Here is a 23,997-nt window from a genome sequence, read left to right on the forward strand (position 1 = left end):
GGATAATCAGGTCGTAGCCTGGATGGAGCGTAGCGGAATCCAGGTGAAGCCGACATTATCTGGTCAGGCGACCCTTTCCTTGCCAAAAGCTTATTCGCGAAGCTTTTCGAGAACCCACTCTCGAAGCAATGACTCCCTAGGCAACCCTCTGGACCGCGCGATGCGAGTAACGGCAGCGATCTCTTGGCGCCGCAGATGTATTTTCATCACAGCCTCGGCCTTAGGTGCAAAGACGGGCGCTGCAACCACTTCGAGTTGATCCTCGAAGTCAGTCAGATCGTGAGCGTCCCAGAATTGCGCCAACTCGTCGATAGAATCAGTAGAAGGAAGCTGTTGTTTTTTCATCGCCTTTTCGACTGCATAAATCGCTGTTTCTCGGCTTGTGTCATTGGGCGCGCCGTTACCGGATAACCCGTACCTTCGGGAAATTGTATAATCACACAAAATAGACACCGTCCCGCGGCCGTTAACCCAAGAGCATAGTAGACCGGGTTTGCACCCTCTGATTTCGCTCGTAACACCAGGGGCCGCCCGAAACAGACTTCCTCCACTTCGGCGGGAGCTATATGGTGACGTGCGATATGCTCAATACGATCATCAGGCCAGACGAGACGATCAATTTTCATGCGCTTATTCGTTCATAAAAGTATACGTGGTCTGCGCACTATTCCCCCCAGAGCATCGGGAAAAAATTAGAGCTAACAGGAAAAAGGAGCCGGCCAATTTTCTTTACTATTCAAGCATATAAGAAATAATCGCCTCAAGATCGAGCCGCTCGGATGCTCTAAGCATCTCTATACCGCAAATCTTTCCGTCCGCCGCGGTGTCGAGATTGACGCCTTCTGCGATTTCAATGACTCCGTCCGGCGATTGTTCGCCGAAACTCAAGTACAAAGCATCAACTTCATCGTCATAATGTACTTTCATGTGACAACCCTCTGCTCAGCGTCGGGTTACGCTACGCTAACCAAACCTACGAACGCTGACTCAGAGATAAGAGCGATCGATTCTGACTAATAACTTACTCGGGTTCGTCGGATTTCTCGCAACCCTGCCTGATAAAGCCGCGTTGAGGATATGTATACCTTGGCTATCTCCCCAATCAGTTTCCTCCTCGCACTCCATTAGCCACTGCAAAAGGCGCGGAAAATGACGATTTTCACCCACGTTGATGCGCCCTTTCAACAAAGCTGTTTCAAATACCTGATCAAGAGTCTTCCGCAAGAAAACTTGCATGTTTACGTCGACCTTTTCCTCGTCATTACCGAGCCTCCTGGCAACCTCATATATTGCCTGCTTGATCTGATTCGGCGTTAGGTCGCTCACGTCTGTGACTAGCTGAACATCCGGTTCTGCCAATTCTTCGATAATATCTATGACAGATTTGGATTCATCCATATCCAAAACTTCTGTTATTCGCCCCTTGTCATCTCTTCTTAGCGCAGACTCAAGTTGCTCTAGGACGCTGCGAAAACGATCCGTCGGACTAGAGCCACGGATTTCCATTGGCTCATTGAACACCTGTTCCCATACAGAGCGGATGTTGGAGACTACCTTATTAATCGCCTTTGAGGCAACTACCTTTCCGTGACCATCGAGTGAGAAGTCGTCATATGCCATATCGCCACCTTACACCGAAATATCAGCAGCTTAATAACCACAGTGAGTTCCTCGCGGCGAGATCACTCGATGAGCGAAAGGAAACACCGATAAGTAGTGGGAATACCCACTGGCGACAACGGGCAGGGGTGGCTTCGCCCCCCTACACGCTTACGAGAAGAAACCCATTGGCAGGGGAAAGGATTGGGGCGAAATAAATCAAAAATCACTTAAACTGCACGACTCCGTTCCGTAAGCCTTGATTTGCCATTTGCCTTCCTGGTTTTCGAGGCAGCCAGAAACCATGACCTGAATGCAGCTTCCGCAAGGGGGAGACTCTGGGTCTTGGTCTCCAGAGAGACTAAGTCTAACGTCGAAAACAACTTCTTTGCTGTCGCCAGCGAATTCAGCCGATTTGATTTCATAGCTATCAAGCTCGAAACCGGAGGCGTTTGTCTCTGCCATTACGCTGGTCACAGCCGGATCATCATTGACAAGCCGCTCTGCCAGCACCTCGATATAATCCTCGACGATCTCTCTAGCGTTCTTAGCCATAAAACCCTCCGGAAAAATTTTCAAAATAAGCATTCTTCTCGCTCCCACGCTCCAGCGTGGGAGCAAGTTGCGACGCTCCAGCGTCGCGTGCGCATGCGAGCCGCTGGAGCGGCCAAGACTGCATTCCCACGCGGAGCACGGAGCGTGGGAACGAGAAGAACCAAGCAATCAACGCATTACGGAATATTGCACCAAGCTGTTGTTTGCATTATGCCAATAAGAATTTTTCCGGCGGGCGCGCGGCACTACCCTCAATGCAGGCACACCGCCCGGCGCGCCCGCCGAAAAAATTCTTATGGAAAGACCGCATCAATCGCATGATGCAGCGTCGACCGTATGTCCTCATCGTCAGTAATCGGATCGACCAACGCCATCCGGCTCGCCTCGCGCGGCGCGATGCCCTCGTCCATCAGGTTGGCGGCATAGACCAGGAGCCGGGTGGAGATGCCTTCATCCAGCCCGTGACCCTTGAGGTTGCGCGCGGCGGCGGCGATCTTAACCAGCGCGCCTGCGACCTCCAGGCTGGTGCCGGTCTCGGTGGCGACGATCTGGGTCTCAAGGTCCGCCGGGGGATAGTCGAAGACCAGGGCGGAAAAGCGCTGCTTGGTCGATTGCTTCAGGTCCTTCATCAGGGATTGATAGCCCGGATTGTAGGAGATGACCAATTGGAAATCGGGATGGGCGGTGACGACCTCGCCCTTCTTGTCCAACGGCATGGCGCGCCGGTGGTCGGTGAGGGGATGAATGACGACGGTGGTGTCCTGGCGGGCCTCGACGATCTCATCCAGATAGCAGATGGCACCGATGCGCGCGGCGACGGTGAGCGGGCCGTCGAGCCAGCGGGTGCCGGTGGCGTCCAACAGATAGCGTCCGACCAGGTCCGAGGCGGTCATGTCCTCATTACAGGCGACGGTGATCAGCGGCTTGCCCAGGCGCCAGGCCATGTGCTCGATAAAGCGCGACTTACCGCAACCGGTGGGGCCCTTGACCATCACCGGCAGGCGGCGCTGATAGGCGGCCTCATAGAGTGTAATCTCATTGCCCTGGGGTTGGTAGAAGGGCGCGTCTTTGATCCGGTACTGCTCGGTGTCGATACTCATGAGGGCTCGCGGGGTCACAGGTGATGTCGAAAGGCCTGAAAAAATGTCACGCCAAGGCGCCAAGACGCCAAGACGAATCCTCCCTTGGCGTCTTGGCGCCTTGGCGTGAGACCTCTTCGTCGGCCTGAACGATAGGCAACGATAGGGCACGGCGCCCAAAACAAAAAGCCCCCGCTGGGCGGGGGCTTTCGTCAGGTCCGTCTCAGCAATCCGAACCGCTTACTTGTGCTCGACCGCCGCGCCCAGCTTGTCGCGCCAGCCCGGGAAGAGCTTGTCGGCGTCGTGCGGGAAGGACGCGAAGGCACGGGCGAACTCCTTGTGCTCCTTGGCGAACTCGATCGGGTCGGCGCCGGCCTTCCAGCACTCGTAGGACTGACGCAGCGAAATCGCACCGGCCGCCGGGGAGTCGACGTGGCCGTAGGCGCCGCCGCCGGCGGTGTTGATGACGTTGCCGTGACCCAGGTTCTCGAAGAAGCCGGGCAGACGCAGCGCATTCATGCCACCGGAGATGATCGGGGTGGTGGGCTTCATGCCGTACCACTTTTGGAAATAGACCGGACCCTGGCACTCGTCGCGCTCAATCATGTAGGCGATGATCTTGTCGTCCGCGCCGCCTTCCATCTTGCCATAGCCCATGGTCCCGACGTGGATGCCGGAGGCCCCTTGCAGGCGGGAGATCTTGGCCAGCACGAAGGCGGTATAGCCGCGCCGTGAGGACGGCGAGGTGATCATGCCGTGGCCGGCACGGTGATAGTGCAGGTACTGGTTGGGGTACTGACGGCGCGCGGTGGTGATCATGCCAGGGCCGCCGACGAAGCCATCGACCAGGAAGGCAACCTTGTCCGCGTCGGGTCCAAAGGTCTCCAGGATGAAGTCCGCCCGCGCGCACATCTCGTAGTGGTCGTCGGCGGTGATGTTGGCGGAGAACAGCTTGGCCTCGCCGGTCTCGTCCTGGGCGCGCTTGAGCGAGTCATAGACCAACGGATAGACCTTCTTGGCCGGGCAGAACACCTGATTGCCCTGGGGCTCGTCGTTCTTGATGAAGTCGCCACCCAGCCAGAACTGGTAGGCCGCGTGGGCGAAGGGCTCGGGGCGCAGGCCGAGCTTGGGCTTGATGATGGTGCCGGCGATATAGCCGCCATCCTTGACCGGACGGCCGAGGATGCGCCACAGGTCGGAGATGTCCTTGGCGGGCCCGTCGAACAACTGGATGGCGCGCTCCGGGACATAGAAGTCCTGGATTTGACCGTATTCGATATCGCCCATGCCCTGGTTGTTGCCGATGACGAGTGTCAGGAAGGACACGATCATCATGCGCCCGTCGGTGATGTTGCGGTCGAACAGCTCCAGCGGATAGGCGATCCGCATGTCCTCCTTGGCCTCGTCGATGTAATAGACCAGCGCGTCGACGCCCTTGGTGAAGTCGTCGGTGGTTGAGACCTCGACATTGGTGCCGGTGGAGGACTCGGCGGCAAAGTGGGCGGCGGCCTCCAGGTAACCGATGCCGCCCTTGGGCTTCATGCGATAGGCGACAAGGATGTGCTTGCCGCCCGCGATCAGGTCGGCTTCGGTCAGGCTAAGGTCGGAGTAACGCGCGGACTGGTCAAGCGACATGGATTGTTCCTACAGTGGTTGAGTTGGCCGAGGTCGGAAAATTGTACCGTGCGCGCGGCCCGCTTTCGCGTCTGGTCGGCAACTTCGCCGCGCACTTAAGTCGGACGACAATTTACCCGGACTTGCAACATAAGTACATTCTAAGTATTTTATAGCACGCATAAGCGATGCCTTATGCCTCGAGCCCACCGGTGTCCGCCGGCCAACCGGCTGGCGCGACCGGCGACCGACCGCCTCCCTCCCCCGTCACCAGAGACCGCCGATGCATCTGACGCTACGCCAACTCCGGGTCTTCGAGGCCGTCGCCCGGCACCTGAGCTACACCCGTGCCGCCGAGGAACTGCACCTGAGTCAACCGGCCGTCTCCATGCAGGTCCGCCAGTTGGAGGAGACCGCTGGGCTGCCACTGTTCGAGCGCCTGGGCAAGGGCATCGAACTCACCGAGGCGGGGCGCGAGATCTACAACTACAGCCGCAGCATCAACCGCTCGCTGCAAGAGTTGGACGAGGTCCTGCAGTCGCTCAAGGGCGTGAACCGGGGCCGGCTGCATGTCGCGGTGGCCAGTACAGTCAACTATTTCGCCCCGCGCCTGCTGGCTGCCTTCCACCAGCGCTACCCCGGCGTCACCCCGCGGCTGGACGTGACCAACCGCGAGACCCTGATGCGACTGCTCGACAGCAACAGCATCGATGTAGCCATCATGGGATTGCCGCCCACCGACATCGATGTGGAATCCGAATCCTTCATGGACAACCCGCTGGTGGTCATCGCCCCACCCGACCATCCCATGGCGGACGCGCGCGCGATCCCGATGGCGCACCTGGCTGACGAGGTCTTCGTGATGCGTGAACCTGGCTCGGGGACCCGTCAGGCGATGGAGCGTTTCTTCAAGGAGCAAGGGATGGCGATCCGCCACGGCATGCAGATGACCCGCAACGAGGCGGTCAAGCAGGCGGTGCGCGCCGGCCTGGGTCTGAGTGTCGTCTCGCTGCACACCATCGAACTGGAACTGGAGACCCGGCGGCTCAAGGTCCTGGACGTGGAAGGTTTCCCCCTGGCGCGTAAGTGGCATTTGGTCTATCGGCGCGGCAAGCGACTTTCCCCCGCCGCCCGTGCCTTCCGCGACTTCGTGATCGAGGAGGCCCCCCGGATCGCCGCACCCATCGTCGCATCGGCGAGCGTGCCGACTGCCTAGCGCGAATTTCTCACGAGTCTCACGCCAAGGCGCCAAGGCGCCAAGATCGCCAAGAAAACAATGCACTAGTGGAAGGCCGTGACTTGACTGTCAGCAGCGGCGAGATCGGCGATGTGCCTGACGCGACAAGCAAGATTCTTAACCTTGGCGCCTTGGCGTGAGATAGTCGGCCTAGCCTAGATTCCATTAAAACATCGCGGTCATGTTCAACTGTGCCCGGCCGGGGCGCATCGACTACACTAGCGAGCTACCGCCGGCCTCGACCGAGCGCCCCTGCACCCGGAGACGGACCAGGCGCGGCGCCCGCTCCGACGGCCTTATCCCCCGTGCCGGCTAGCGCCCGCGCGGGACCTTAAGCGCCCCCGGCGCGGCCAGCAAGACGACCAACCAGAATCATGCCTCACCGGCACCCGCTACTGAATTCAATCGACACACCCGTAGACCTGCGCGCACTCGCCGAGGGCCAGTTGCCCCAACTCGCGGGCGAACTACGTAGTTTTCTCATCGACTGTGTCTCCCAGACCGGCGGCCACCTGGCGGCCGGGCTCGGCGTGGTGGAGTTGACCATCGCGCTGCACTACGTGTTCGACACCCCCCGGGACCGCTTAGTGTGGGACGTGGGCCATCAGGCCTATCCCCATAAAATCCTCACCGGTCGGCGCTCGCGCATGTGTACGCTGCGCCAGGAGGACGGGCTCTCGGGCTTCCCCAAGCGCAGCGAGAGCCCCTACGACAGCTTCGGCGTCGGCCACTCCAGCACCTCCATCAGCGCCGCCGCGGGCATGGCCTTGGCCGCGCGCCAGCATGGGGAGCGGCGCCAGGTGGTCGCGGTGATCGGCGACGGGGCCTTGAGCGGCGGCATGGCCTTCGAGGCCCTGAACCACGCGGGCGCGCTCGATGTCGACCTGATGGTGGTGCTCAACGACAACAAGATGTCGATCTCCCCGCCGGTGGGCGCCATCAGCAACCACCTGTCGCACCTGCTCTCCGGCAAGCTCTATACCACCGTGCGCGAGGGCGGCAAGACCGCGCTCAAGGCCATGCCCCACCTGCGCGAGTTCGTGGGCCGCTGGGAAGAGCACATGAAGGGCATGGTGATGGGTGGCACCCTGTTCGAGGAGCTGGGCTTCAACTATATCGGCCCCATCGACGGCCACGATATCCCCGGCCTGATCCGCACCCTGCGCAACATGCGCGGCATCCCCGGCCCGCGCCTGCTCCATATCGTCACCCAGAAGGGTCGCGGCTATGAGCCGGCCGAGGGCCAGCCGGTCACCTATCATGGCGTGACCCCCTTCGACCGCCACACCGGCCGGCTGATCAAGGGGCCGGCGGGCTCACCGAGCTATACGCAGGTCTTTGGCAGTTGGCTCGCCGACACCGCAGATCAGGACCCGCGCCTGGTGGGGATCACCCCGGCCATGTGCGAGGGCTCCGGCCTCACCGCCTTCGCCAAGCGCTACCCGGAGCGCTTTTTCGATGTCGGCATCGCCGAACAGCACGCCGTCACCCTGGCCGCCGGGATGGCCTGCGATGGTCTCAAGCCGGTGGTGGCCATCTATTCCAGCTTCCTGCAACGCGCCTACGATCAACTGATCCACGATGTCTGCCTGCAAAACCTGGATGTGACCTTCGCCGTGGACCGGGGCGGACTGGTGGGACCGGATGGCGCCACCCATGCCGGGGGCATCGATCTGACCTTTGGGCGGTGCATCCCCAACCTCTTGATCCTGGCCCCGTCGGACGAGAACGAGTGCCGGGCGATGCTGCGCACCGCCTATGAATACCCCGGCCCCGCACTGGTGCGCTACCCACGCGGCGGCGGCTGCGGCGCCGCGATCGACCCCGCCGCCCCGGCCTTGGCCATCGGGCGCGGGCGGGTGTTGCGCCGCGGCCGGCATTGCGCCCTACTCGCCTTCGGGAGCATGGTGGCCCCGGCCCTGGCCGCCGCCGCGGGGCTCGACGCCACGGTGGCCGACATGCGCTTCATCAAGCCATTGGACGCGGACCTGATCCTGGAGTTGGCCGCCAACCATGACTTCCTGGTCACCGTGGAGGAGAACGCCATCGCCGGCGGGGCCGGCAGCGCGGTCGCCGAACTGCTGTCCGAGCACGCAGTGGTGATGCGCTGTATCCACCTGGGGCTCCCCGACCGCAACGTGGAGCACGCCGAACACCCGGCCCAGCTCGCCGCCTGCGGACTCGACGCGGCCGGCATCGCCGCCCGCGTCCAGGCCGAGCTGGAACGCCTGGGCCTGCGGCTCGCCCCCGCCCCCATCGCCGTATGATCGGGGACATCGACCGCAGCGCCGCACCCGGGTGCGGCGAGTCGACCCAGAGCGCCGGATGAAACCGCTGAGGCCCTCAGCCAAAGGCGTCCTGATCGCCCTTGGGCTGATCGTCGTCCTGCTGTCGGCCGCCCTCCCCGGGGCCTTGGGCGCGGGCGCCCAGCGCGCCTATCAGAGCCTGCTGCGCAGCGCAGTCGACTCCCTATCCCCGGGGTGGGTCCTGGTGGAACACTATGACCGCGGCTGGTTCAGTTCGCATGCCAGCGCCGAACTGACCCGGCACACCACGGACGCTCGTGTACTCTTCCCCGCCATCAACCACCTCCGGCTCGACAGCCGTATCGATCAGGGTCCCTGGTCCTGGTTCAGCGGGGGGTTGCGCAACGGCCCCTTCCCCGCGGTGGCCCGGGTCCAGACCCGTGTCGAATGGCTCGATGCACCGCTCACACTACCGCCACTCATCCTCACCACCGGTGTCGGGGCGAACGGCGCCGGGCGCACGCACCTGCTGATCCCGGCCACCGACCAAACACCCGGTGCAGCCCAGCCGGCGGACGCCTCTCGACTGCATGGTCAGGCGATCACCGGCGCCGCCGATTTCACCCTGAACCCACGCCATGCACTGATCGAGCTGCATATCCCGGAGCTGGCACTGGACAACCCCGACGGTTCGGCGGCGCGCCTGACTGACGCGCGGCTCACGGCGGAACTCACTGACTGGATCGGCGGACCCTTCAGCGGCCACGCGACCCTCGACATCGCCACCGCCCGCTTGAGGGCGGAGCCGCAGGCGGGCACGCCCCCTAATGAAACCGTCCTGGACCGGCTGGCGCTGACCCTGGATCAGGTGCCCAAGGGAGCGGCCCCCACCCTGCGGCTGGACCTGCGATTGAAGGCAACCGCTGAACAACTGCGGCTGGGCGGCAGCGACTATCGCGCCCCGGTGGTCGGCCTCTCGGCCCAATCGCTGGACGCCCAGACACTGACCGAAATGTTCTTCGGCCTGCGGCTGCTGCTGGCCGACACCACGACCCCGGACATGCGCGGCATGATCGGGATTACGCTGCTCGCCCAGGTGCTGCCCCGTTTCCTGGCCGCCGGCCCCAATATCGGGATCAACCCCTTTACCACGAGCAGCCCGGATGGCCCAGTCGCGGGGCACCTGTCGATCGCCGCCGCCGGCCGCGACGGCCCCACGACTGGCACCGCCGCCTTGCTCGGCGCCCTGCTCGGCGGCAACCCCGCCGCCGCCCTGACCGGCGAGGGCGAACTGGCCCTTCCCCGACCCACCGCGGTCAACTGGCTCGCCGGGACCGGCGCTATACCAGCGAGCGCGGCCGAGGACCAATTGAAGGCCTGGATCGACGGCGGCTGGGTCACCGCCCGCGACGGCCGTGTCACCAGCGCCCTGCGGCTCGCCCAAGGGAGACTCACCATCAATGGCAAGCGGATGCCGATGCCGTTTTCACCCGGCCGTTAGCGCCATCCCCAACGCACTCTTCTTAATTTGAGCCGGACAAAAAAAAGGCTTATCGGGTTCACCGATAAGCCTTTTCAATTGGTAGCGGGGGCAGGATTTGAACCTACGACCTTCGGGTTATGAGCCCGACGAGCTGCCAGACTGCTCCACCCCGCATCTGTTCTTTGTTTAACAAGTCTAAAAAATGAATAACAACCGCTGGCTGACGGCCATTATCTCCAATAATGGTAGCGGGGGCAGGATTTGAACCTACGACCTTCGGGTTATGAGCCCGACGAGCTGCCAGACTGCTCCACCCCGCATCTGAGCCAATAAGTATACAGACGCCTGCCCACCTGTGCAAACATTATTTACGCTTTGATGAAGATTGCCATGTCTCAGAGGGTCTTGAGGTACTCGATCAACGCCCGGCGGTCGGCGGCCGACAGGGTGTCGCCGAAGCGGTGCCCGCCGTTGCCATACCCCTTGCCAGTGCTGTCGTAGACCTGATCGCACTCGTCCCAACTCATGGCGGCGGACTTGCCCTGGGACAGGGTGTCGTAGGCCCAGCCGAGCGACTCGGGGTCATAGATGGGCGCCCCGTCGGCGGTTCGTCGCGCTCGCCAGTAGGCCGGGCGCGCCGACGGGTCCAACAGGGCGGCCAGGGTCGGCACCGCGTCGTTGTGCAAATAGGGGGCGGTGGCCCAGACGCCGTCGAGCGGCGGGGCGACATAACCCAGGGCGGGGGTGAGCTGCGACCGTTCGCCATAGTAGGACTGCCGGAACCAGGCGCGGAAGCGGTCCAGGTCATTGTAAGTCGCGCGGGCCAGTGCCGGATCGGTCCCCACCTCGCCCAGGGGCACCACCAGATTGGGATAGCGCCAGTCCTCGCCGTTGGTGCCGTGGCAGCCTTGGCACTGCGACCGATAGAGGGAATAACCCCGCTCCGCTAGAGCCTGATCAATGGCGTAAGGATACTTGGGCGGCGCCAGGGTCGCCAGATAGGCGCGGATATCCACAAACCAGAGGTCCATGGCGCTGGCCTCGGCCACCGAGTCGGTGCAGGTGGTGTTGGCGAGCAGCAGGTGGCGGGCGAGGTCCCCGCGCCCCTCCCCGCTGTAGAACAGTGCGTGCTTCTTGCGCAGGTTCCACCATGGCGGTATCGCCACCGGCAGGGCCGGTTGCGGCGGCGGCGCCAGCAGCGGCTTATCGCTCCAGGCCAGGGTCTTGGGATCGTGCTGGGCCATCAGCGCGAGGGTGGAGTGAGCGGCGGTGTTCACCCCCACCGTGTCGGTCAGCAGGTCACCGGACAGGCGCGTGATGCGCTCCGACCAGCGCCGCCACTGCGCCCGCTCGGCCTGGCCGGTCACCAAGGCCCCGGTCGCCGCAATCTCAACCGCCGGGTCCTGGGTCATGTCCAGAAAGGCATTACCCAGCCCCATGATGAGCCGGCCGTCGAGCGTCGCGGCATGGCAGGCGAGACAGTTGGTACTCACCAGCTCCACCCCGCTGGGGGCCTGGTGCGCGCTCAGCATGTAGGGCAGTTCACGATTACGCCCGCTGCGCCCAGGAAATTGGGGTCCCGGCGCGCCCCGTGGCTTGGACCTCGCCACCGCCTTGGCATAGGCGTTGTAGGGCAGACCGCAGGTCAGGGCCGCGCGGTTGACCAGAACGTCATAACCCTTCTGCGCATCGCCGGGACGCTGGGGATAGGCGGGTATCCGACCCACCTCGGCCTTGGCCAAGAACTGATCGCCGCCCCCCTGGCCCTGACGGCCGGAGTCACACCCGGCCAGCCAGGCGAGCGCCGTCATTCCCGCCGCAAACGCCCGGAATCCGCAGACAAACCGGCGCCGCACCGGGCCGGCGTTCAGCCCGCCCCCCCCGCCTTGCGATACTCCGCCAGGGCCTGCGGCAGGTGCTTCTGGAGTTCGCCAATCCGGGTCGCGTCCAGCGGATGGGTGCTCAGGAACTCGGGGCCATTGCCACCATGAGTGGAGTTATAGACATCGAAACGCTGCCAGAAGGCGATCGCCTCCCGCGGGTCATAACCGGCGCGGGCCATGTAGAGTAGTCCGATCTGGTCCGCCTCGGACTCCTGCATGCGCGAATACGGCAGCAACAATCCATACTGGGTCCCCAGCCCAAAGGCCTGCATCGCCAGATTCTCGCCCAGCCCACCGAGGCCGGTGGCACTCAGGGCGATCGACAGGAGCGAGCCGCCCACCTGCGCCGCCACCTCCTGGGAGGTCCGCTCGGCCCCATGGTGGGCGCTGACATGGGCGATCTCATGCGCCACCACGGTGGCCAGGCCCGCCTCGTCTTTGGTGATCGGCAGGATGCCGGTATTCACCCCCACCTTGCCCCCGGGCAGCGCGAAGGCGTTGGGCTCTTTATCCTCGAAGAGCACAAATTCCCAATGGGCGTTGGGCGCTTGAACCACCCGAGCGAGCCGCCGACCGACACTCTGGAGCTGTTGATTCGCATCGCGATTGTTAGAGATTGGCGTCTGCTTTTTTTTCTTCTCGAAGGCACCGATGCCCAACTGGGCCTCACGCTCCGTATCGACCATCAACAACTGCTGGCGCCCGGTCTCGGGGGCGGTGGCGCAGGCGCCAAGCATGAGCGTCGTCAACACGAACGCGGCGCCGCGAAGGGGCTTCGAGCTGAACATGGTGGTCACTCCAGGGCCGGGGGTTGCGTGGAAGTCCCAATGATCGCGGATTCTCATCATCATCCACAAGCGGTACGCCGCGCGCCCCGTCCGTATCCCCTGCCAGGCGTAGTACACTAGGCAGCCTAACGGCCATGGCGCCCGCGCCACCCGCAGGCACCTTGGCCTGTCCCTCTCCCCAGCCCTCCCCCAAGGGGGCGGGAGAATTGGCGCGCTCCCGGCGCGACGTTCACAGTAAGCACAAGACCACGGGGCTCACCGGACAGCACGCCGGTCGGTTCCGCATCACCGCCAAGGAGCCGCCGCCCATGCTGCACATACCGCTCGACACCATCTGTTACATCATTGCCAAGGCCCGGGAGTTCCAGTCCAAGGAAGATGTGGTGATCCCCGATGTCCCGTCAAGCCCGAGCGAGGACTGGGCGCTGCAAGTCCTGGCACACCACAGCGGGGACTACACCCTTATGGAATTTGTGGAGTGCATCGGCGAGATGAACCAGCGCCAGCGCGCCGAGCTGATCGCACTGATGTGGGTCGGGCGCGGCGACTACACCCTGGAGGACTGGGAGGGCGCCGTGGACGACGCCATCGGCGACTATTCGGTGCGCGCGGCCCAGTATTTGATCGCCCATCCCATGGTCTCGGACGACCTCGAAGAGGGGCTGATCGCCCACGGCTATTCCTGCGAGGACTGATCCGGGCTAGAAATCACGCAGCCCCAGCACGTCCTGCATGTCGTAGAGCCCGGCCCCGCGGCCGCCAAGCCACTGCGCCGCCCGCGCCGCGCCCTTGGCGAAGGTCATGCGGCTGGACGCCTTGTGGGCGATTTCCACCCGCTCGCCGTCCGCGGCAAACCACACACTGTGCTCGCCCACCACGTCCCCGGCGCGGATGGTCTCGAAACCGATGGTGCGCCGCTCGCGCGCCCCGGTATGGCCCTGGCGACCGTAGACCGCCACCTCATTGAGATCCCGCCCCAGGGCCGCCGCCACCACCTCGCCCATGCGCAGCGCCGTGCCGGAGGGCGCGTCCACCTTGTGACGGTGATGCGCCTCGATGATCTCGATATCGACCTCGTCCCCCAAGACCCGGGCGGCGATATCGAGCAGCTTGAAGCACAGGTTCACACCCACGCTCATGTTCGGGGCAAAGACGATGCCAATCTCACCGCCGGCCGCGGCCACCGCCGCGCGCTGCCCGGCGTCGAGCCCGGTGGTGCCGATCACCATCGCCTTGCCGGCCGCGCGGCACAGGGCCAGGTGGTCCAGGGTCGCCGCCGGAGCGGTGAAGTCGATCAGCACGTCGAAAGCGTCGGTGACCGCGGCGAGGTCCGCGCCGATGGCGACCCCCAACCGACCGACCCCCGCCAGTTCACCTGCGTCCGCCCCGATCAGGCTGGAGTCCGGCCGCTCGCTCGCCGCCCCCAGCACCAGTCCAACGGACTCGGTCACTGCCTGCACCAGGGTACGCCCCATGCGACCGCCGGCACCGGTGATCGCGCATCTGATCTCATTCATTAAGCAACTTCCCAACCGTTAGCGATGGCGCGCGACATTAGCACCTTTCGCCACCGGGGGTCGACCGGATTGGGCTTAGGCACGCGGCCGATTTGTGCTAGCGTTAGCCGGGCTGAACACCGATCCCACCAACCAACGCCAGTGGAGGCTGCCATGGGGCTGTTTGATTTCGTGAAAGACGTAGGCAAGAAGGTCTTCGGCAGCGACGCCGAGGCGGGCGACAAGATCAAGGCGGAGATCGAGAAGGACAATCCGGGCATCACGGGACTCAAAGTGAGCTACGACAACAACGTGGTGTCACTCTCCGGCACGGCGGCGAGCCCCGAGGCCCTGGAGAAGGCGGTGCTGATCGCCGGCAACATTCACGGCGTATCGGAGGTCAAGACCGATCAGCTCAGTGCCCCGCCCCAGACCGCCGCAGTCGATTTCTACATCATCAAGAAGGGTGACACCCTCTCGGCGATCGCCAAGCACGCCTACGGCAACGCCAACGCTTACCCGCGTATCTTCGAGGCCAACCGGGAGGTCATCAAGGACCCGGACCTGATCTTCCCGGGACAGAAGATCCGCATCCCCCAGGGCGCCGCCTAGCCGCCCGGCGTGGACCCGGACGGGTGGTCTTGGTGACGGCGACGAGGGCACCGGCCGCGGTCGAGCAAGAGGCCCCGCGGCACGCCGTCTCGGCCTGGGGGCCGCTCCTACGCCACCTGCTCCGGGTCCAACAGTGCATAGTCGCTATTGCGCACGTTGGCCAGCAGCCTATCCACCTCATCGGTCGCAACGCCCAGCGCGCGCAGCGTCACGGCGGCCAGACGCAACGTCGCCTCCAGTGTCTCCGGGAAGGCATGGGTGGCACCGGCGCGGGCCAGTGCGTCGCAGGTGGTCAGATCGCGGGCCCGGGCAATGATGGGGACGGTCTGCGCGTGGGCACGGATCAGCCGCGTGGCGCGGATGGCCGCCGCTTTGTTGTCGATGGTCAAGACCACCAGCGCCACCGCCGTGATGTCCACGACATCGAGCAGGTGCGGATCGCCGATGTCGCCGTAGTAGACCGGGTGCCCCTCGTTGCGCCAACTGGCCACCAACTCGGCGTCTGACTCGAAGGCCATAAACGCGACCCCGTGCTGTTGCAGAATGATGCCAATGGCATGCCCGACCCGCCCATAGCCGCCGATGACCACCTTGGCCCCGGGACCGCCCTGCGCGGGGTAGGCCAGCGACGCATGGACCGCGGCCGCCGCGTCGGGCAGCCGGCGGGTGATCGCCTCGGCGAGCCGGGTGAGCAGCGGGGTCAGGAGCATGGTCAGTGAAATCACCGCCACCATCGTCATGAATTGGCGCTGATCGATGATGCCCAGCGCCTTGGCCGCGCCGAAGACGACAAAGCCGAACTCGCCCGCCTGCGCCAGGACAAAACCGACCCGCACCGCGACCGCGGGCCCGGTGCCGAACAGCAGGCAGAGTCCGAGCAGGACCGCCACCTTGATGACGAGGATGCCCAGTACCTGCACCGCGAAGAGCCCGGGGCTCTCGCCCAAGACCCCCAGGTCGATGGACATCCCGATCGCGATGAAGAACAGGCTCATCAACAGCCCCTTGTGGGGCTCCACGATGGCCTCGATCTGGACACTGTAGCGCGAGCCCGACAGCATCATCCCCATCAGAAAGGCCCCGAGTGCCATCGACATATTCGCCTGGTCCATGGCCCAGGCGGCAACGAACACGGCGGTCATAACGACCAGCACAAAGGCCTCGCGGTTGTGGTTGCGCGCCAGCCAGTCGAGCACCGCCGGCACGGCATAGCGTCCACCCAGCAGCACCAGGGCCAGCATGCCGGCGGCGCTGCCGATCTGCACCAGCACCGTCCCCCCGGCCGCCGCGGCTTCGGTATCGGCCAGCACCGGCAGCAGGGCGATCAAGGGGACGACCGCGATGTCCTGCATGAGCAGCACCGAGAAGGCGGTCTGGCCGTGAATCGTCGCCACCTCACCGCGCTCGTGCAGCATCTGCATCACCAGCGCGGTCGAGGACAGCGCCAGGACAAACCCGAACAGTAAGGCCCGCTCCCAGTCGGGTTCGAACAGCCGGAACCAGGCGGCGATCAACAGCCCCGAGAGCAGGATTTGCAGCGAGCCGAGCCCGAACAGGGTCCGTCGCAGCGCCCACAGCCGCCGCGGATGCATCTCCAGGCCGATCAGGAACAGCAGCAGCACCACACCCAGCTCGGTGAAGCGGCGTAAGTCCTCCACGTACCCGGTGGCCGATGGGCCTGGCGTGTACGGACCGATCAGGATGCCGGTCACCAACAACCCCAGAATCGAGCCCAGTCCGACCTTGCGGAACAGGGCCACCGAGGCGGCGGCCACCACCAGCAGCAGCAAGGCGGACGAGACGAAGGTTTTGGGATCCATTTAGGGGGGCGAGCACGGCTGATGTGGCGTCTGAGACGTCGGGTGGATAAGCGCAGCGCATCCACCAGCGGCGTTGCTCATCGTTTCAATTGAATTTTATTGATTTTCTTCTAAATCAAGGCAAAGAATGAAAAATTCATTAGCGTTAAATTGGAATTCGCCTATTATTTCACAGCCTATTTTTTTCTGAGCATTTAAAGATCTTGGATTAGATTTTGATGCAAAAGAAATTCTCAGTCTGGCTGGATTTAACGTATTCCCAAGAAAATCAAATAGTGCCGCTATAAGCCGTGGATAAATACCTTGCCCTCGATATCTTTTTTCAATACAAGTAGGGCCAGCAATGAAGCAATCGTACTCGGAAATATTTTTACCCTTATAAGCAATCTGACTAAATTGCCGCATCATAGCTGCCAGCAACGCTGAATTCTTATTAAACTCCGGTGTCGTTGCAACGTGATACCCACATAAATCCATGCCAGAAAAACATGTCATAATACAAATATTGTCATTCATTGATTGAAGCTCACCTAAAGCTGGCGATGCAGACAAGAAGCCATCCTTAAGATCACTCTCACTTAAAGATGTAACTAGATTCCTATTTTGAAGGTCAAATATCTTTTGAAAATCTTCCGTTGTTTCTGCTCTTCTGAATATCAAGCTGTTATTTTGCGACATTTATTTATAATCTCCTGATGATGCGAAGATCGGGAACGGAAACATCGGGGACAAACCAAATCCAATTACCTAAAGACACCACGAACAGCAACAGGGGTCAAGCTCGAATCCATTTCGGGATGGCATGGCCGAAATCAACTCGAACGCTGCTCCCCTTATCCGGCTCGCGCCCACGACTGCCCCAATGCCGACGCCAATACGATGCAGGCTAATACAAGACCCACAACCCGTCAAGGCCACAGATCGGGTGCGACGAACCACAAAGCGGGATATCCTGGTGGCGCCCGAGATCAAGAAAGATGCCCGACTGGCGACGACAGTGCGTGTTGTGCTAGCGTTGACCGGCACCACGTCCATCACGTCAGTCAATGCCGATGCAGCCCACCATGTTGGACCCGGACCAGCGCGTCCAGCGCGTCCAGCGCCTGGCCCGTCGGTTGCTCACCGCGGCGCGGACCGCTCACCATCGCCTCACCCTGGTCCTCGCCGGCGCCCCGGACTGGACTTTGGAGGCGGCGCGCACCGCCGCCCGGGACTGCGGTGCGGGCACCCCGGTATGGCTCAGCGACCGGCCGCTTGCCGCTGCCCGCCCACTCGCCACCGCCACCCAACTGCTGGGCGGGGAGTGCGACCTGCTGGTCTATGACGCCTGGTCCGGGTTCGACCCCGACGGCTTCGGGGCGGCCACCGGGACGCTGCGCGGTGGCGGGCTGCTGATCCTGCTCTGCCCGCCGCTCGCGGACTGGCCGGACCTGCCCGACCCCCAGGCCGGGCGTATCGCCCCCTGGCCGGGGGCTGCCGCGGCCGTGCGGGGGCGCTTTATCGCGCGGCTCGTGCGGGTGCTGCGCGGGCAGCCCGGGACCTGTATCCTCACCCAAGAGGCGGTCGACGACGGGGCCGTGCAACCGCACCCGGCCGCCCCCGACCACGCTGACCTTGGCAAGGAGACAGGAGGTCGAGGCTTTAGCCGGTCGACATCGCATCTGCACTGCGCTGGTCCGGCTAAAGCCTCGACCTCCAGTGCGGAAGGTCTGGGCGGCGACCCGAACGACACCCGCCACCCCAGCCAAGCCGCCACCCCCGATCAGGAGCGCGCCATCGCGGCCATCCTGCGCCACGCCCGCGGCCGCGCCCGGCGCCCGCTGGTGCTCACCGCCCACCGCGGGCGGGGCAAGAGCGCCGCCCTGGGGATCGCCGCCGCCCGCCTGCTCGCCGCGGCCGACGCCCCCTACCGCTGTCTGGTGACCGCGCCGCGCCGCGCCGCCGTCGCCGCACTCTTTGCACACGCCGCCCTGGCCTGGCCGGGGGCGCGGGCCGTCGGCAGCGGGCTCGCCGCCGGTGAACAGCGCATCGAGTTCATGGCCCCGGACGCGCTCTGCCAGGACCACCCGGAAGCCGACTTACTTTTGGTGGACGAGGCGGCCGGCATCCCTGCCCCGCTGCTGGCGCAACTGCTGGAGCACTATCCGCGCGTGATCTTTGCGACCACGGTCCACGGCTATGAGGGCACCGGACGCGGCTTCGATCTGCGCTTTCGCGCGACCCTGGACCGCCGCACGCCGCTATGGCGGGGACTCACCCTGGCGACCCCCATCCGCTGGATGGCCGACGACCCACTGGAGGCGCTGGTCTTTCGCGCACTCTTATTGGACGCCGCGCCGGCCACGGCCGACGCGTTGCAGGGCCTCGATCCGGCCACCTGCCGAGTCGAGCGACTGGACCGCGACGCCTTAGCGGGCGACGACGCCACCCTGGGCCAGGTCTTCGGGTTACTGGTCCTGGCCCACTACCAGACCCGGCCGCTCGATCTGCGCCTGCTGCTCGATGCACCCGCCGTTCGCGTCCTGGTCCTGCGCGCGGGCGGACTCATCGTCGGCACCCTAATCGCGGTGGCCGAAGGGGGCATGACCGACCCGGACCTGTTGCAGGCGATCTATGACGGGCGGCGCCGACCGCGCGGGCACCTGCTCCCGCTCACACTCTCCGCCCATGCCGGGCTCCCGGATGCGCCGCGTCTCAAGTATCTGCGGGTGATCCGCATCGCCATCCACCCAACACTCGCCCGCCGCGGCCTGGGCCGCCGGCTGCTGCGCACGCTGTTCGTGGAGGCCAGGGGCGAGGGGATCGACCTGCTGGGCTCGAGCTTTGGCGGCACACCCGGCCTGATCGCCTTCTGGCGTGCCGCCGGCTATCGCCCGGTGCAGCTCGGCACCAGCCGCAACGCCGCCAGCGGCGAGCGCGCGCTGGCGATGCTGCGCCCGGCCAGCCCGCGCGGCTGGGCCTTCCGGGCCGCCGCCGCGTCCCGGTTCGCCGAGCGGCTGGGGGTGCTGCTGCCCGGGCCGCTGCGCCGACTCGACCCGGCGGTGGCCGCGGCGGTCATCGCCGCGCTGGGCCGATACGGCGCGCCGACCGCCCAAGACCCTTGGGCTCGATTGGAGTTGAACTCATTTGCCGCCGGGCACCGCACCCTGGAGGCCGCCCTACCCGCCCTCGCCGCCCTGGCCCGGCGCCGACTCGGCCCCGCACTGATCGGCCGCCAGATTGACCCGGGCGAGGCCGCCCTGTTGGTCGCCGCCGCCGCCCAGTTGCGGCCAGTGACTGAGTTGGTGGGGGTCTGCGGCGCATCGGGCCAGGAGCAGGTGGTCGCGACCCTGCGCGGGATCGTCGCCCGTCTACTCGACCGGTGACATCAAATAAAACGTGGCCGATCCCTATTACCCTGTACCCCGATGTGCCGCCGCCCAATCGTTACGACTCTAATTTCTTAATGCGGTCCGCAATACTCTTTTGGTCGATATGCGGTTTTATTACCGGCCATTGTTTAGCCGCGTCCTTGGCAAATAGCGCAATCCCCCCCAAGGCCCCTGAGATTGCGGCAATGACCGCAGCAACCATGCCAGCCAGATCCCCCTTCAAGATAACGATGGAAAACGCGACGACCAGTCCAATCCACCCAGCAAGATAGATGGCGGCCCGCTTTTTGGTCTGCCTCTGAATAACCCGCTGTTCGTCTGCCAGCAGACTATCCAGCAGTCCTAAAATCTTAAGTTCCCGCTGTGAGTCCATGCGTTTAGACCTCTGATTAACGACCTAAGCGGCCAGCAATTCCACTGACACTTGGTCGATACGCTCGATCCGCTCACGCACCGCGGCCGCGACGCGCCCGGCGGTGGACTCGGCCGCGGCCAGGCGACCGCTCGCCGGTACAATCTGCACGGTCACGAAGCGATAGCTCCCCGAGTTCCGTCCGGTCACCGCAACCACGCGATTCACGCCAGGCTGGGCCTGCGCCTCACCTCTGACTGCTTGCAAAACATCCTCCTCCAGCGAGGCATCGAGGAGGACGCGCAAGCCGTCGCGCGTCAACTCGGCGCCGCCCCACACCAACAGCGCCACCACCACCAAGGCGGTGACACTGTCCATATAGGGGATGCCGGCCCACTGAAGACCGACGCCAAGTGCCACCCCGGCACTGGCGCAGGCGTCGATCCAAGCGTGACGGGCATCGGCCTGGAGACCGGGCGAGCCATGGACCCGACCGACCCGGAACTTATAGGCGGCCAGACCCGCGGTGGTCGCCGTCACCGCGGCCATCACGACGATGATTAACAACGGATTGTCGACGACGCCCGCCCCTGAGACCATGCGACCGATGGCCTCGCGGGCAAGCTCATAGCCGCTGAACAGGATCAGTACACCGATACCGGTCGCGACCAGGTTTTCCAATTTGTAGAGCCCGAGCGGGAAGCCGTCGGTGCGCCGCGCGGCGAGCCTGATACCCGCGAGCACGGCCAAGGCGGCAACGACGTCGACGACGGTGTCGATGCCTTCCGCCAGGATGGAGAGACTGCCGGTCATGTTGGCCACGATCAGCATCGCCGCCGCCATGACGACCGACACGAGCGCCGAGACGGCCTCCGCCCGCTCGGTCGCAGACAGGTATAGGGGCCCGTGCGCATGGATCGGTGGGCCAACCAAGGTTCCCACCCCTGCGGCTGGGCTCGCGGTCGCCGCCAGCACCACCGCCGGTTCAGCAGCCGATGCATTGACGAGCTCAACAATGATGGCATCGACATTGGTGATGCGCGCACGGATCGCGGCCTTGAGCGCCGCCGTGGCCGCTTCGGCCTGATTGAGATCGTCCGCGGCGATCGCAAGACGCAAGTTGAGAAAACGGAAACTGCCTGAGTTGCGCCCAGCGACCGCCAGTACCTTGCTCACCATGGGCGCCCCCGCCGCGATGACGGCGACCTCGTCCAGCAGCTCGCGCTCCAGGGATGCATCGAGCAATACCCGAACGGCTTGATAGCTGATGGTGGCGCCAGCCCATAGGACAAAGAGCGACGCCACCAGGGCGGCGAAGGAATCAGCGGCCGGAACACCGGCAAGGTCGAGTGCAAGACCGCCGCAGAGTGCCACCCCAGCCACGAAATCGACGAACGAGTGAGTCGCGTCTGCACGCAGCGCCACACTGCCGGTGCGCCGCGCCGTAACCTGTTTGTAGATGCCCAGCCCGAGTGCGAGGACGCTGGCGACCGCCATGAAGACGAGCGACTGACGCGGGTCCGCAATCAGATCGCGGCCCGTCATGGCGGCCACGAGCGCAACACGACCGAGCTCGTAGGCGCCCAACACGATCAAGCAGCCGATGGCCAGCGCCAGCAGGTTCTCAAGTTTGTACAGGCCCTCCGGGAAGTCCGCCGTATGGTGGCGTGCGAGACGGACCCCGGCGACAATGAGGGCAGCGGTGATGGCCCGACTCGTGGTGAGGGCCGCGCCGACGATCAGGACCAGACCCGGCTCACGCATCGCCAAGACCCAGAGCACCAGCGCGAAGAGCGCGCAGGCGGACGCCGAAATGAACGCGGCGATCAGGGTTTGGCGCATACCAGCGCCCTCCTGCTGCGTGGATGCCCCAAGGTTGGTTGGGCTTGTGCGGCCAAGCCGCGGATCTCCATCAACCGCCGTCATGTCTCACCTCCTACACTGGGAAAAATTCGTTGCTGTTGCAAGATGAGGCGGAAACCTATCGTTGCAGTCGGAAATACCCATTTCAGCTTGGTCGGCGCGGTCTGTATCTTCGCAACCGTAGGCACACCAAGGCGTCGTTGGATCGCTCCCACAGGTACAACAGACTGCCCGATGTGCTACAGGATAACGGTAAACCAATACTCAAGTAAGGTGAAGATCATGAGTGACAAAGAACTCACTACCCGTAGCAACCATGCGATGTGGCTGGCCATCGGCATCATGTTGGTTCCGCTGGTGCCCTACGCACTGGGGGGCTCGGTCGGGTAACGGCTTATCGCACGCCGACTAATTGCCATGGCGCCCGCATCACCCCGCAAGATGAAAGTGGCGGGCGCCTTGGCCATTCCCCCACCCCGCCCTCCCCCAGAGGGATAGGGTGAATGGGACCGCGATCCCGGCGCGACTTTCACTTTCAACATCACGACCTGCGCGGCCCCACCACGGAGCCGCGAGATGCTATAACACGCCTCGTTAACCCCCCCCGCGCCCAGCGTCCTCGCGCCAGAAAAAATAATTTTACAAATCAATTATCCGTCAGCAAACCGCCCAAAGCAGACTCATCCAGCAGACCCTTGCAATCCGCGCCCGACGTGCCATTTCCGGCATTACATTGACACCGGAGTAGCCTCATGAACCGTTCCGCCCTACGCCTCGCCATCGTCGCCGCACTCGCCTCTGCCGTGGCCGCCGCACCCGCCTGGGCGGACTGGACGCTTGACCCGGCCCGCTCGCACCTGGCCTTTGTCTCCATCAAGGCCAAGGACGTGGCCGAGGTCCACACCTTCAACGAGATCAAGGGCCGCATCGCCCCCGATGGGAAGGCCGATATCGCCCTGATGCTGGACAGCGTCGAGACCCTGGTCCCCATCCGCAACCAGCGGATGCGGGAGATCCTGTTCGATACGGCCGACTACAAGGACGCCGTGTTCACCGCTAAGATCGATCCGGAGCGGATCAAGGCGATGGCGGTCGGTGAGATCGCCGACATCACCGCCGAGGGCACCTTGTCCCTGCACGGACAGACGCAACCCGTCACACTCGTCGTGCAGGCCGCGAAGGTCGCAAGCAACACCCTGATGGTGGCGAGCGTCAAGCCGGTGGTGGTGGATGCGGCCAAATTCGGTATGACCGAGGGGGTCGAGAAGCTGCGGGAGGTCGCCGGGCTCGCGGCCATCAGCAACGCCGTGCCGGTGAGTTTTGTCCTGACCTTCGTGGACGGGGGCAATTGATCCGCCGCGCGGATAAAACCATGGCAACCGACTCGCTTCAAGAAAAACCCTTCTCGCTGGCGTGCGAGGAGAACCAGGCGCCTATTTTTGACATCATCGCCCCCCTCTTCGCCAAGGCCAGCCGGGTATTGGAGATCGGCAGCGGCACTGGCCAGCATGCCGTGTACTTCGCCGCCCGGCTGCCCCACCTGATATGGCAGACCAGCGATGTCCCGGCCCATCTCCCAGGGATACGGCAATGGTTGGCGGAGGCACAACTGCCCAACCTGCCGGAGCCCCTGAGCCTGGATGTGACCGGCGACTGGCCCGCTGGTCCGTTCGACGGCATCTTCAGTGCCAATACCGCCCACATTATGGGATTTCCCGAGGTTGGCCTGATGTTCCAGGGCGTCGGTCGATGCTTGGCACCTGGAGCGCCCTTCGCACTCTATGGACCGTTCAGCGATGGCGGGCGCCATACCAGCGACAGCAATGCCCGCTTCGATGCGTCGCTCAAGGCCCGGGATGTGCGGATGGGGGTGCGGGATCTGGACGCCCTGCGAACGCTGGCGGATCATGCGGGTCTGGAACTGCGGGCCGACCACCCCATGCCCGTCAACAACCGGACGCTGGTGTGGTGCCGGCGCACCGCACCAGGTTAGCGAATA

General features: G+C 64.0%; 21 protein-coding genes and 2 tRNA genes. 8 read left to right on the forward strand and 15 right to left on the reverse strand.

Annotated features, from left to right (window positions below):
- Nucleotides 1-90: 90 nt before the first annotated feature.
- The 6 genes from QZX93_RS22715 to QZX93_RS22740 form a co-directional block, all read right to left on the reverse strand.
- Nucleotides 91-345, reverse strand: a complete 255-nt coding sequence (locus QZX93_RS22715; RefSeq protein WP_295388508.1) for a CopG family antitoxin — start codon at nucleotides 343-345, stop codon at nucleotides 91-93.
- A gap of 387 nt (nucleotides 346-732) precedes the next feature.
- Nucleotides 733-927: a DUF2283 domain-containing protein gene (locus tag QZX93_RS22720; RefSeq protein WP_295388511.1), complete on the reverse strand. Its 195-nt coding sequence runs from the start codon at nucleotides 925-927 to the stop codon at nucleotides 733-735.
- A gap of 60 nt (nucleotides 928-987) precedes the next feature.
- Nucleotides 988-1,620, reverse strand: a complete 633-nt coding sequence (locus QZX93_RS22725; RefSeq protein ID WP_295388512.1) for a hypothetical protein — start codon at nucleotides 1,618-1,620, stop codon at nucleotides 988-990.
- Between the two features lie 198 nt (nucleotides 1,621-1,818).
- Entirely contained in the window at nucleotides 1,819-2,187 is a 369-nt protein-coding gene (locus QZX93_RS22730) for a hypothetical protein (protein ID WP_295388515.1), read from the reverse strand.
- Between the two features lie 260 nt (nucleotides 2,188-2,447).
- Nucleotides 2,448-3,254: a CbbQ/NirQ/NorQ/GpvN family protein gene (locus QZX93_RS22735; RefSeq protein WP_295388517.1), complete on the reverse strand. Its 807-nt coding sequence runs from the start codon at nucleotides 3,252-3,254 to the stop codon at nucleotides 2,448-2,450.
- 219 nt (nucleotides 3,255-3,473) lie between these two features.
- Nucleotides 3,474-4,868 (reverse strand): ribulose-bisphosphate carboxylase, encoded by a 1,395-nt coding sequence (locus QZX93_RS22740; protein WP_295388519.1) that lies wholly within the window; start codon nucleotides 4,866-4,868, stop codon nucleotides 3,474-3,476.
- Nucleotides 4,869-5,130: 262 nt separating this feature from the next.
- Between QZX93_RS22740 and QZX93_RS22745 the strand changes: the two genes are divergently transcribed.
- The 3 genes from QZX93_RS22745 (at nucleotide 5,131) to QZX93_RS22755 (ending at nucleotide 9,831) form a co-directional block, all read left to right on the forward strand.
- Nucleotides 5,131-6,063 carry a LysR family transcriptional regulator gene (locus tag QZX93_RS22745; protein ID WP_295388522.1) on the forward strand — a complete coding sequence of 311 codons (933 nt, stop codon included), beginning with the start codon at nucleotides 5,131-5,133 and terminating at the stop codon, nucleotides 6,061-6,063.
- A gap of 395 nt (nucleotides 6,064-6,458) precedes the next feature.
- On the forward strand, nucleotides 6,459-8,351 hold the full coding sequence (gene dxs / locus QZX93_RS22750) for a 1-deoxy-D-xylulose-5-phosphate synthase (protein ID WP_295388526.1): 1,893 nt from the start codon (nucleotides 6,459-6,461) through the stop codon (nucleotides 8,349-8,351).
- Between the two features lie 58 nt (nucleotides 8,352-8,409).
- Entirely contained in the window at nucleotides 8,410-9,831 is a 1,422-nt protein-coding gene (locus QZX93_RS22755) for a DUF945 family protein (protein WP_295388529.1), read from the forward strand.
- Between the two features lie 79 nt (nucleotides 9,832-9,910).
- On the opposite strand, the gene QZX93_RS22760 is transcribed toward QZX93_RS22755, so the two are convergent.
- From QZX93_RS22760 to QZX93_RS22775, 4 genes are all read right to left on the reverse strand, one after another.
- A tRNA-Met gene (locus QZX93_RS22760) sits at nucleotides 9,911-9,987 on the reverse strand.
- A 69-nt stretch (nucleotides 9,988-10,056) separates the two neighbouring features.
- Nucleotides 10,057-10,133, reverse strand: a tRNA-Met gene (locus QZX93_RS22765).
- Between the two features lie 75 nt (nucleotides 10,134-10,208).
- The gene (locus QZX93_RS22770; RefSeq protein ID WP_295388531.1) at nucleotides 10,209-11,624 is read right to left on the reverse strand and encodes a cytochrome c; all 1,416 of its coding nucleotides are present in this window, start codon (nucleotides 11,622-11,624) and stop codon (nucleotides 10,209-10,211) included.
- 56 nt (nucleotides 11,625-11,680) lie between these two features.
- Complete coding sequence (locus tag QZX93_RS22775; protein WP_295388532.1) at nucleotides 11,681-12,484, reverse strand: M48 family metallopeptidase; 804 nt, start codon at nucleotides 12,482-12,484, stop codon at nucleotides 11,681-11,683.
- Between the two features lie 308 nt (nucleotides 12,485-12,792).
- Between QZX93_RS22775 and QZX93_RS22780 the strand changes: the two genes are divergently transcribed.
- Entirely contained in the window at nucleotides 12,793-13,179 is a 387-nt protein-coding gene (locus tag QZX93_RS22780) for a DUF3775 domain-containing protein (protein ID WP_295388567.1), read from the forward strand.
- A 6-nt stretch (nucleotides 13,180-13,185) separates the two neighbouring features.
- Here QZX93_RS22780 and dapB read toward each other — a convergent pair whose 3' ends face one another.
- A complete protein-coding gene (dapB, locus tag QZX93_RS22785) occupies nucleotides 13,186-14,001 on the reverse strand; it encodes a 4-hydroxy-tetrahydrodipicolinate reductase (RefSeq protein WP_295388535.1) in 816 nt (271 codons plus the stop codon).
- A gap of 153 nt (nucleotides 14,002-14,154) precedes the next feature.
- Here dapB and lysM point away from each other — a divergent pair, with 153 nt between their 5' ends.
- Nucleotides 14,155-14,592: a peptidoglycan-binding protein LysM gene (lysM, locus tag QZX93_RS22790; RefSeq protein WP_295388536.1), complete on the forward strand. Its 438-nt coding sequence runs from the start codon at nucleotides 14,155-14,157 to the stop codon at nucleotides 14,590-14,592.
- 107 nt (nucleotides 14,593-14,699) lie between these two features.
- On the opposite strand, the gene QZX93_RS22795 is transcribed toward lysM, so the two are convergent.
- Together QZX93_RS22795 and QZX93_RS22800 are read right to left on the reverse strand one after the other, a co-directional pair.
- Entirely contained in the window at nucleotides 14,700-16,412 is a 1,713-nt protein-coding gene (locus QZX93_RS22795) for a cation:proton antiporter (protein ID WP_295388539.1), read from the reverse strand.
- A gap of 96 nt (nucleotides 16,413-16,508) precedes the next feature.
- A complete protein-coding gene (locus QZX93_RS22800; RefSeq protein ID WP_295388541.1) occupies nucleotides 16,509-17,090 on the reverse strand; it encodes a GNAT family protein in 582 nt (193 codons plus the stop codon).
- Between the two features lie 368 nt (nucleotides 17,091-17,458).
- On the opposite strand from QZX93_RS22800, the gene QZX93_RS22805 reads away from it, so the two are divergent.
- Nucleotides 17,459-19,777, forward strand: a complete 2,319-nt coding sequence (locus tag QZX93_RS22805) for a GNAT family N-acetyltransferase (RefSeq protein WP_295388543.1) — start codon at nucleotides 17,459-17,461, stop codon at nucleotides 19,775-19,777.
- Nucleotides 19,778-19,838: 61 nt separating this feature from the next.
- Here QZX93_RS22805 and QZX93_RS22810 read toward each other — a convergent pair whose 3' ends face one another.
- Nucleotides 19,839-20,156: a hypothetical protein gene (locus QZX93_RS22810; RefSeq protein WP_295388547.1), complete on the reverse strand. Its 318-nt coding sequence runs from the start codon at nucleotides 20,154-20,156 to the stop codon at nucleotides 19,839-19,841.
- 24 nt (nucleotides 20,157-20,180) lie between these two features.
- Nucleotides 20,181-21,977, reverse strand: a complete 1,797-nt coding sequence (locus QZX93_RS22815) for a cation diffusion facilitator family transporter (RefSeq protein WP_295388549.1) — start codon at nucleotides 21,975-21,977, stop codon at nucleotides 20,181-20,183.
- 773 nt (nucleotides 21,978-22,750) lie between these two features.
- Here QZX93_RS22815 and QZX93_RS22820 point away from each other — a divergent pair.
- The gene (locus QZX93_RS22820; RefSeq protein WP_295388551.1) at nucleotides 22,751-23,350 is read left to right on the forward strand and encodes a YceI family protein; all 600 of its coding nucleotides are present in this window, start codon (nucleotides 22,751-22,753) and stop codon (nucleotides 23,348-23,350) included.
- A gap of 20 nt (nucleotides 23,351-23,370) precedes the next feature.
- Nucleotides 23,371-23,991, forward strand: coding sequence for a DUF938 domain-containing protein (locus QZX93_RS22825; RefSeq protein ID WP_295388553.1), 621 nt, complete (start codon nucleotides 23,371-23,373; stop codon nucleotides 23,989-23,991).
- Nucleotides 23,992-23,997: the final 6 nt, after the last annotated feature.

It is taken from the genome of uncultured Thiodictyon sp., assembly GCF_903946935.1.
Lineage (GTDB): Bacteria > Pseudomonadota > Gammaproteobacteria > Chromatiales > Chromatiaceae > Thiodictyon.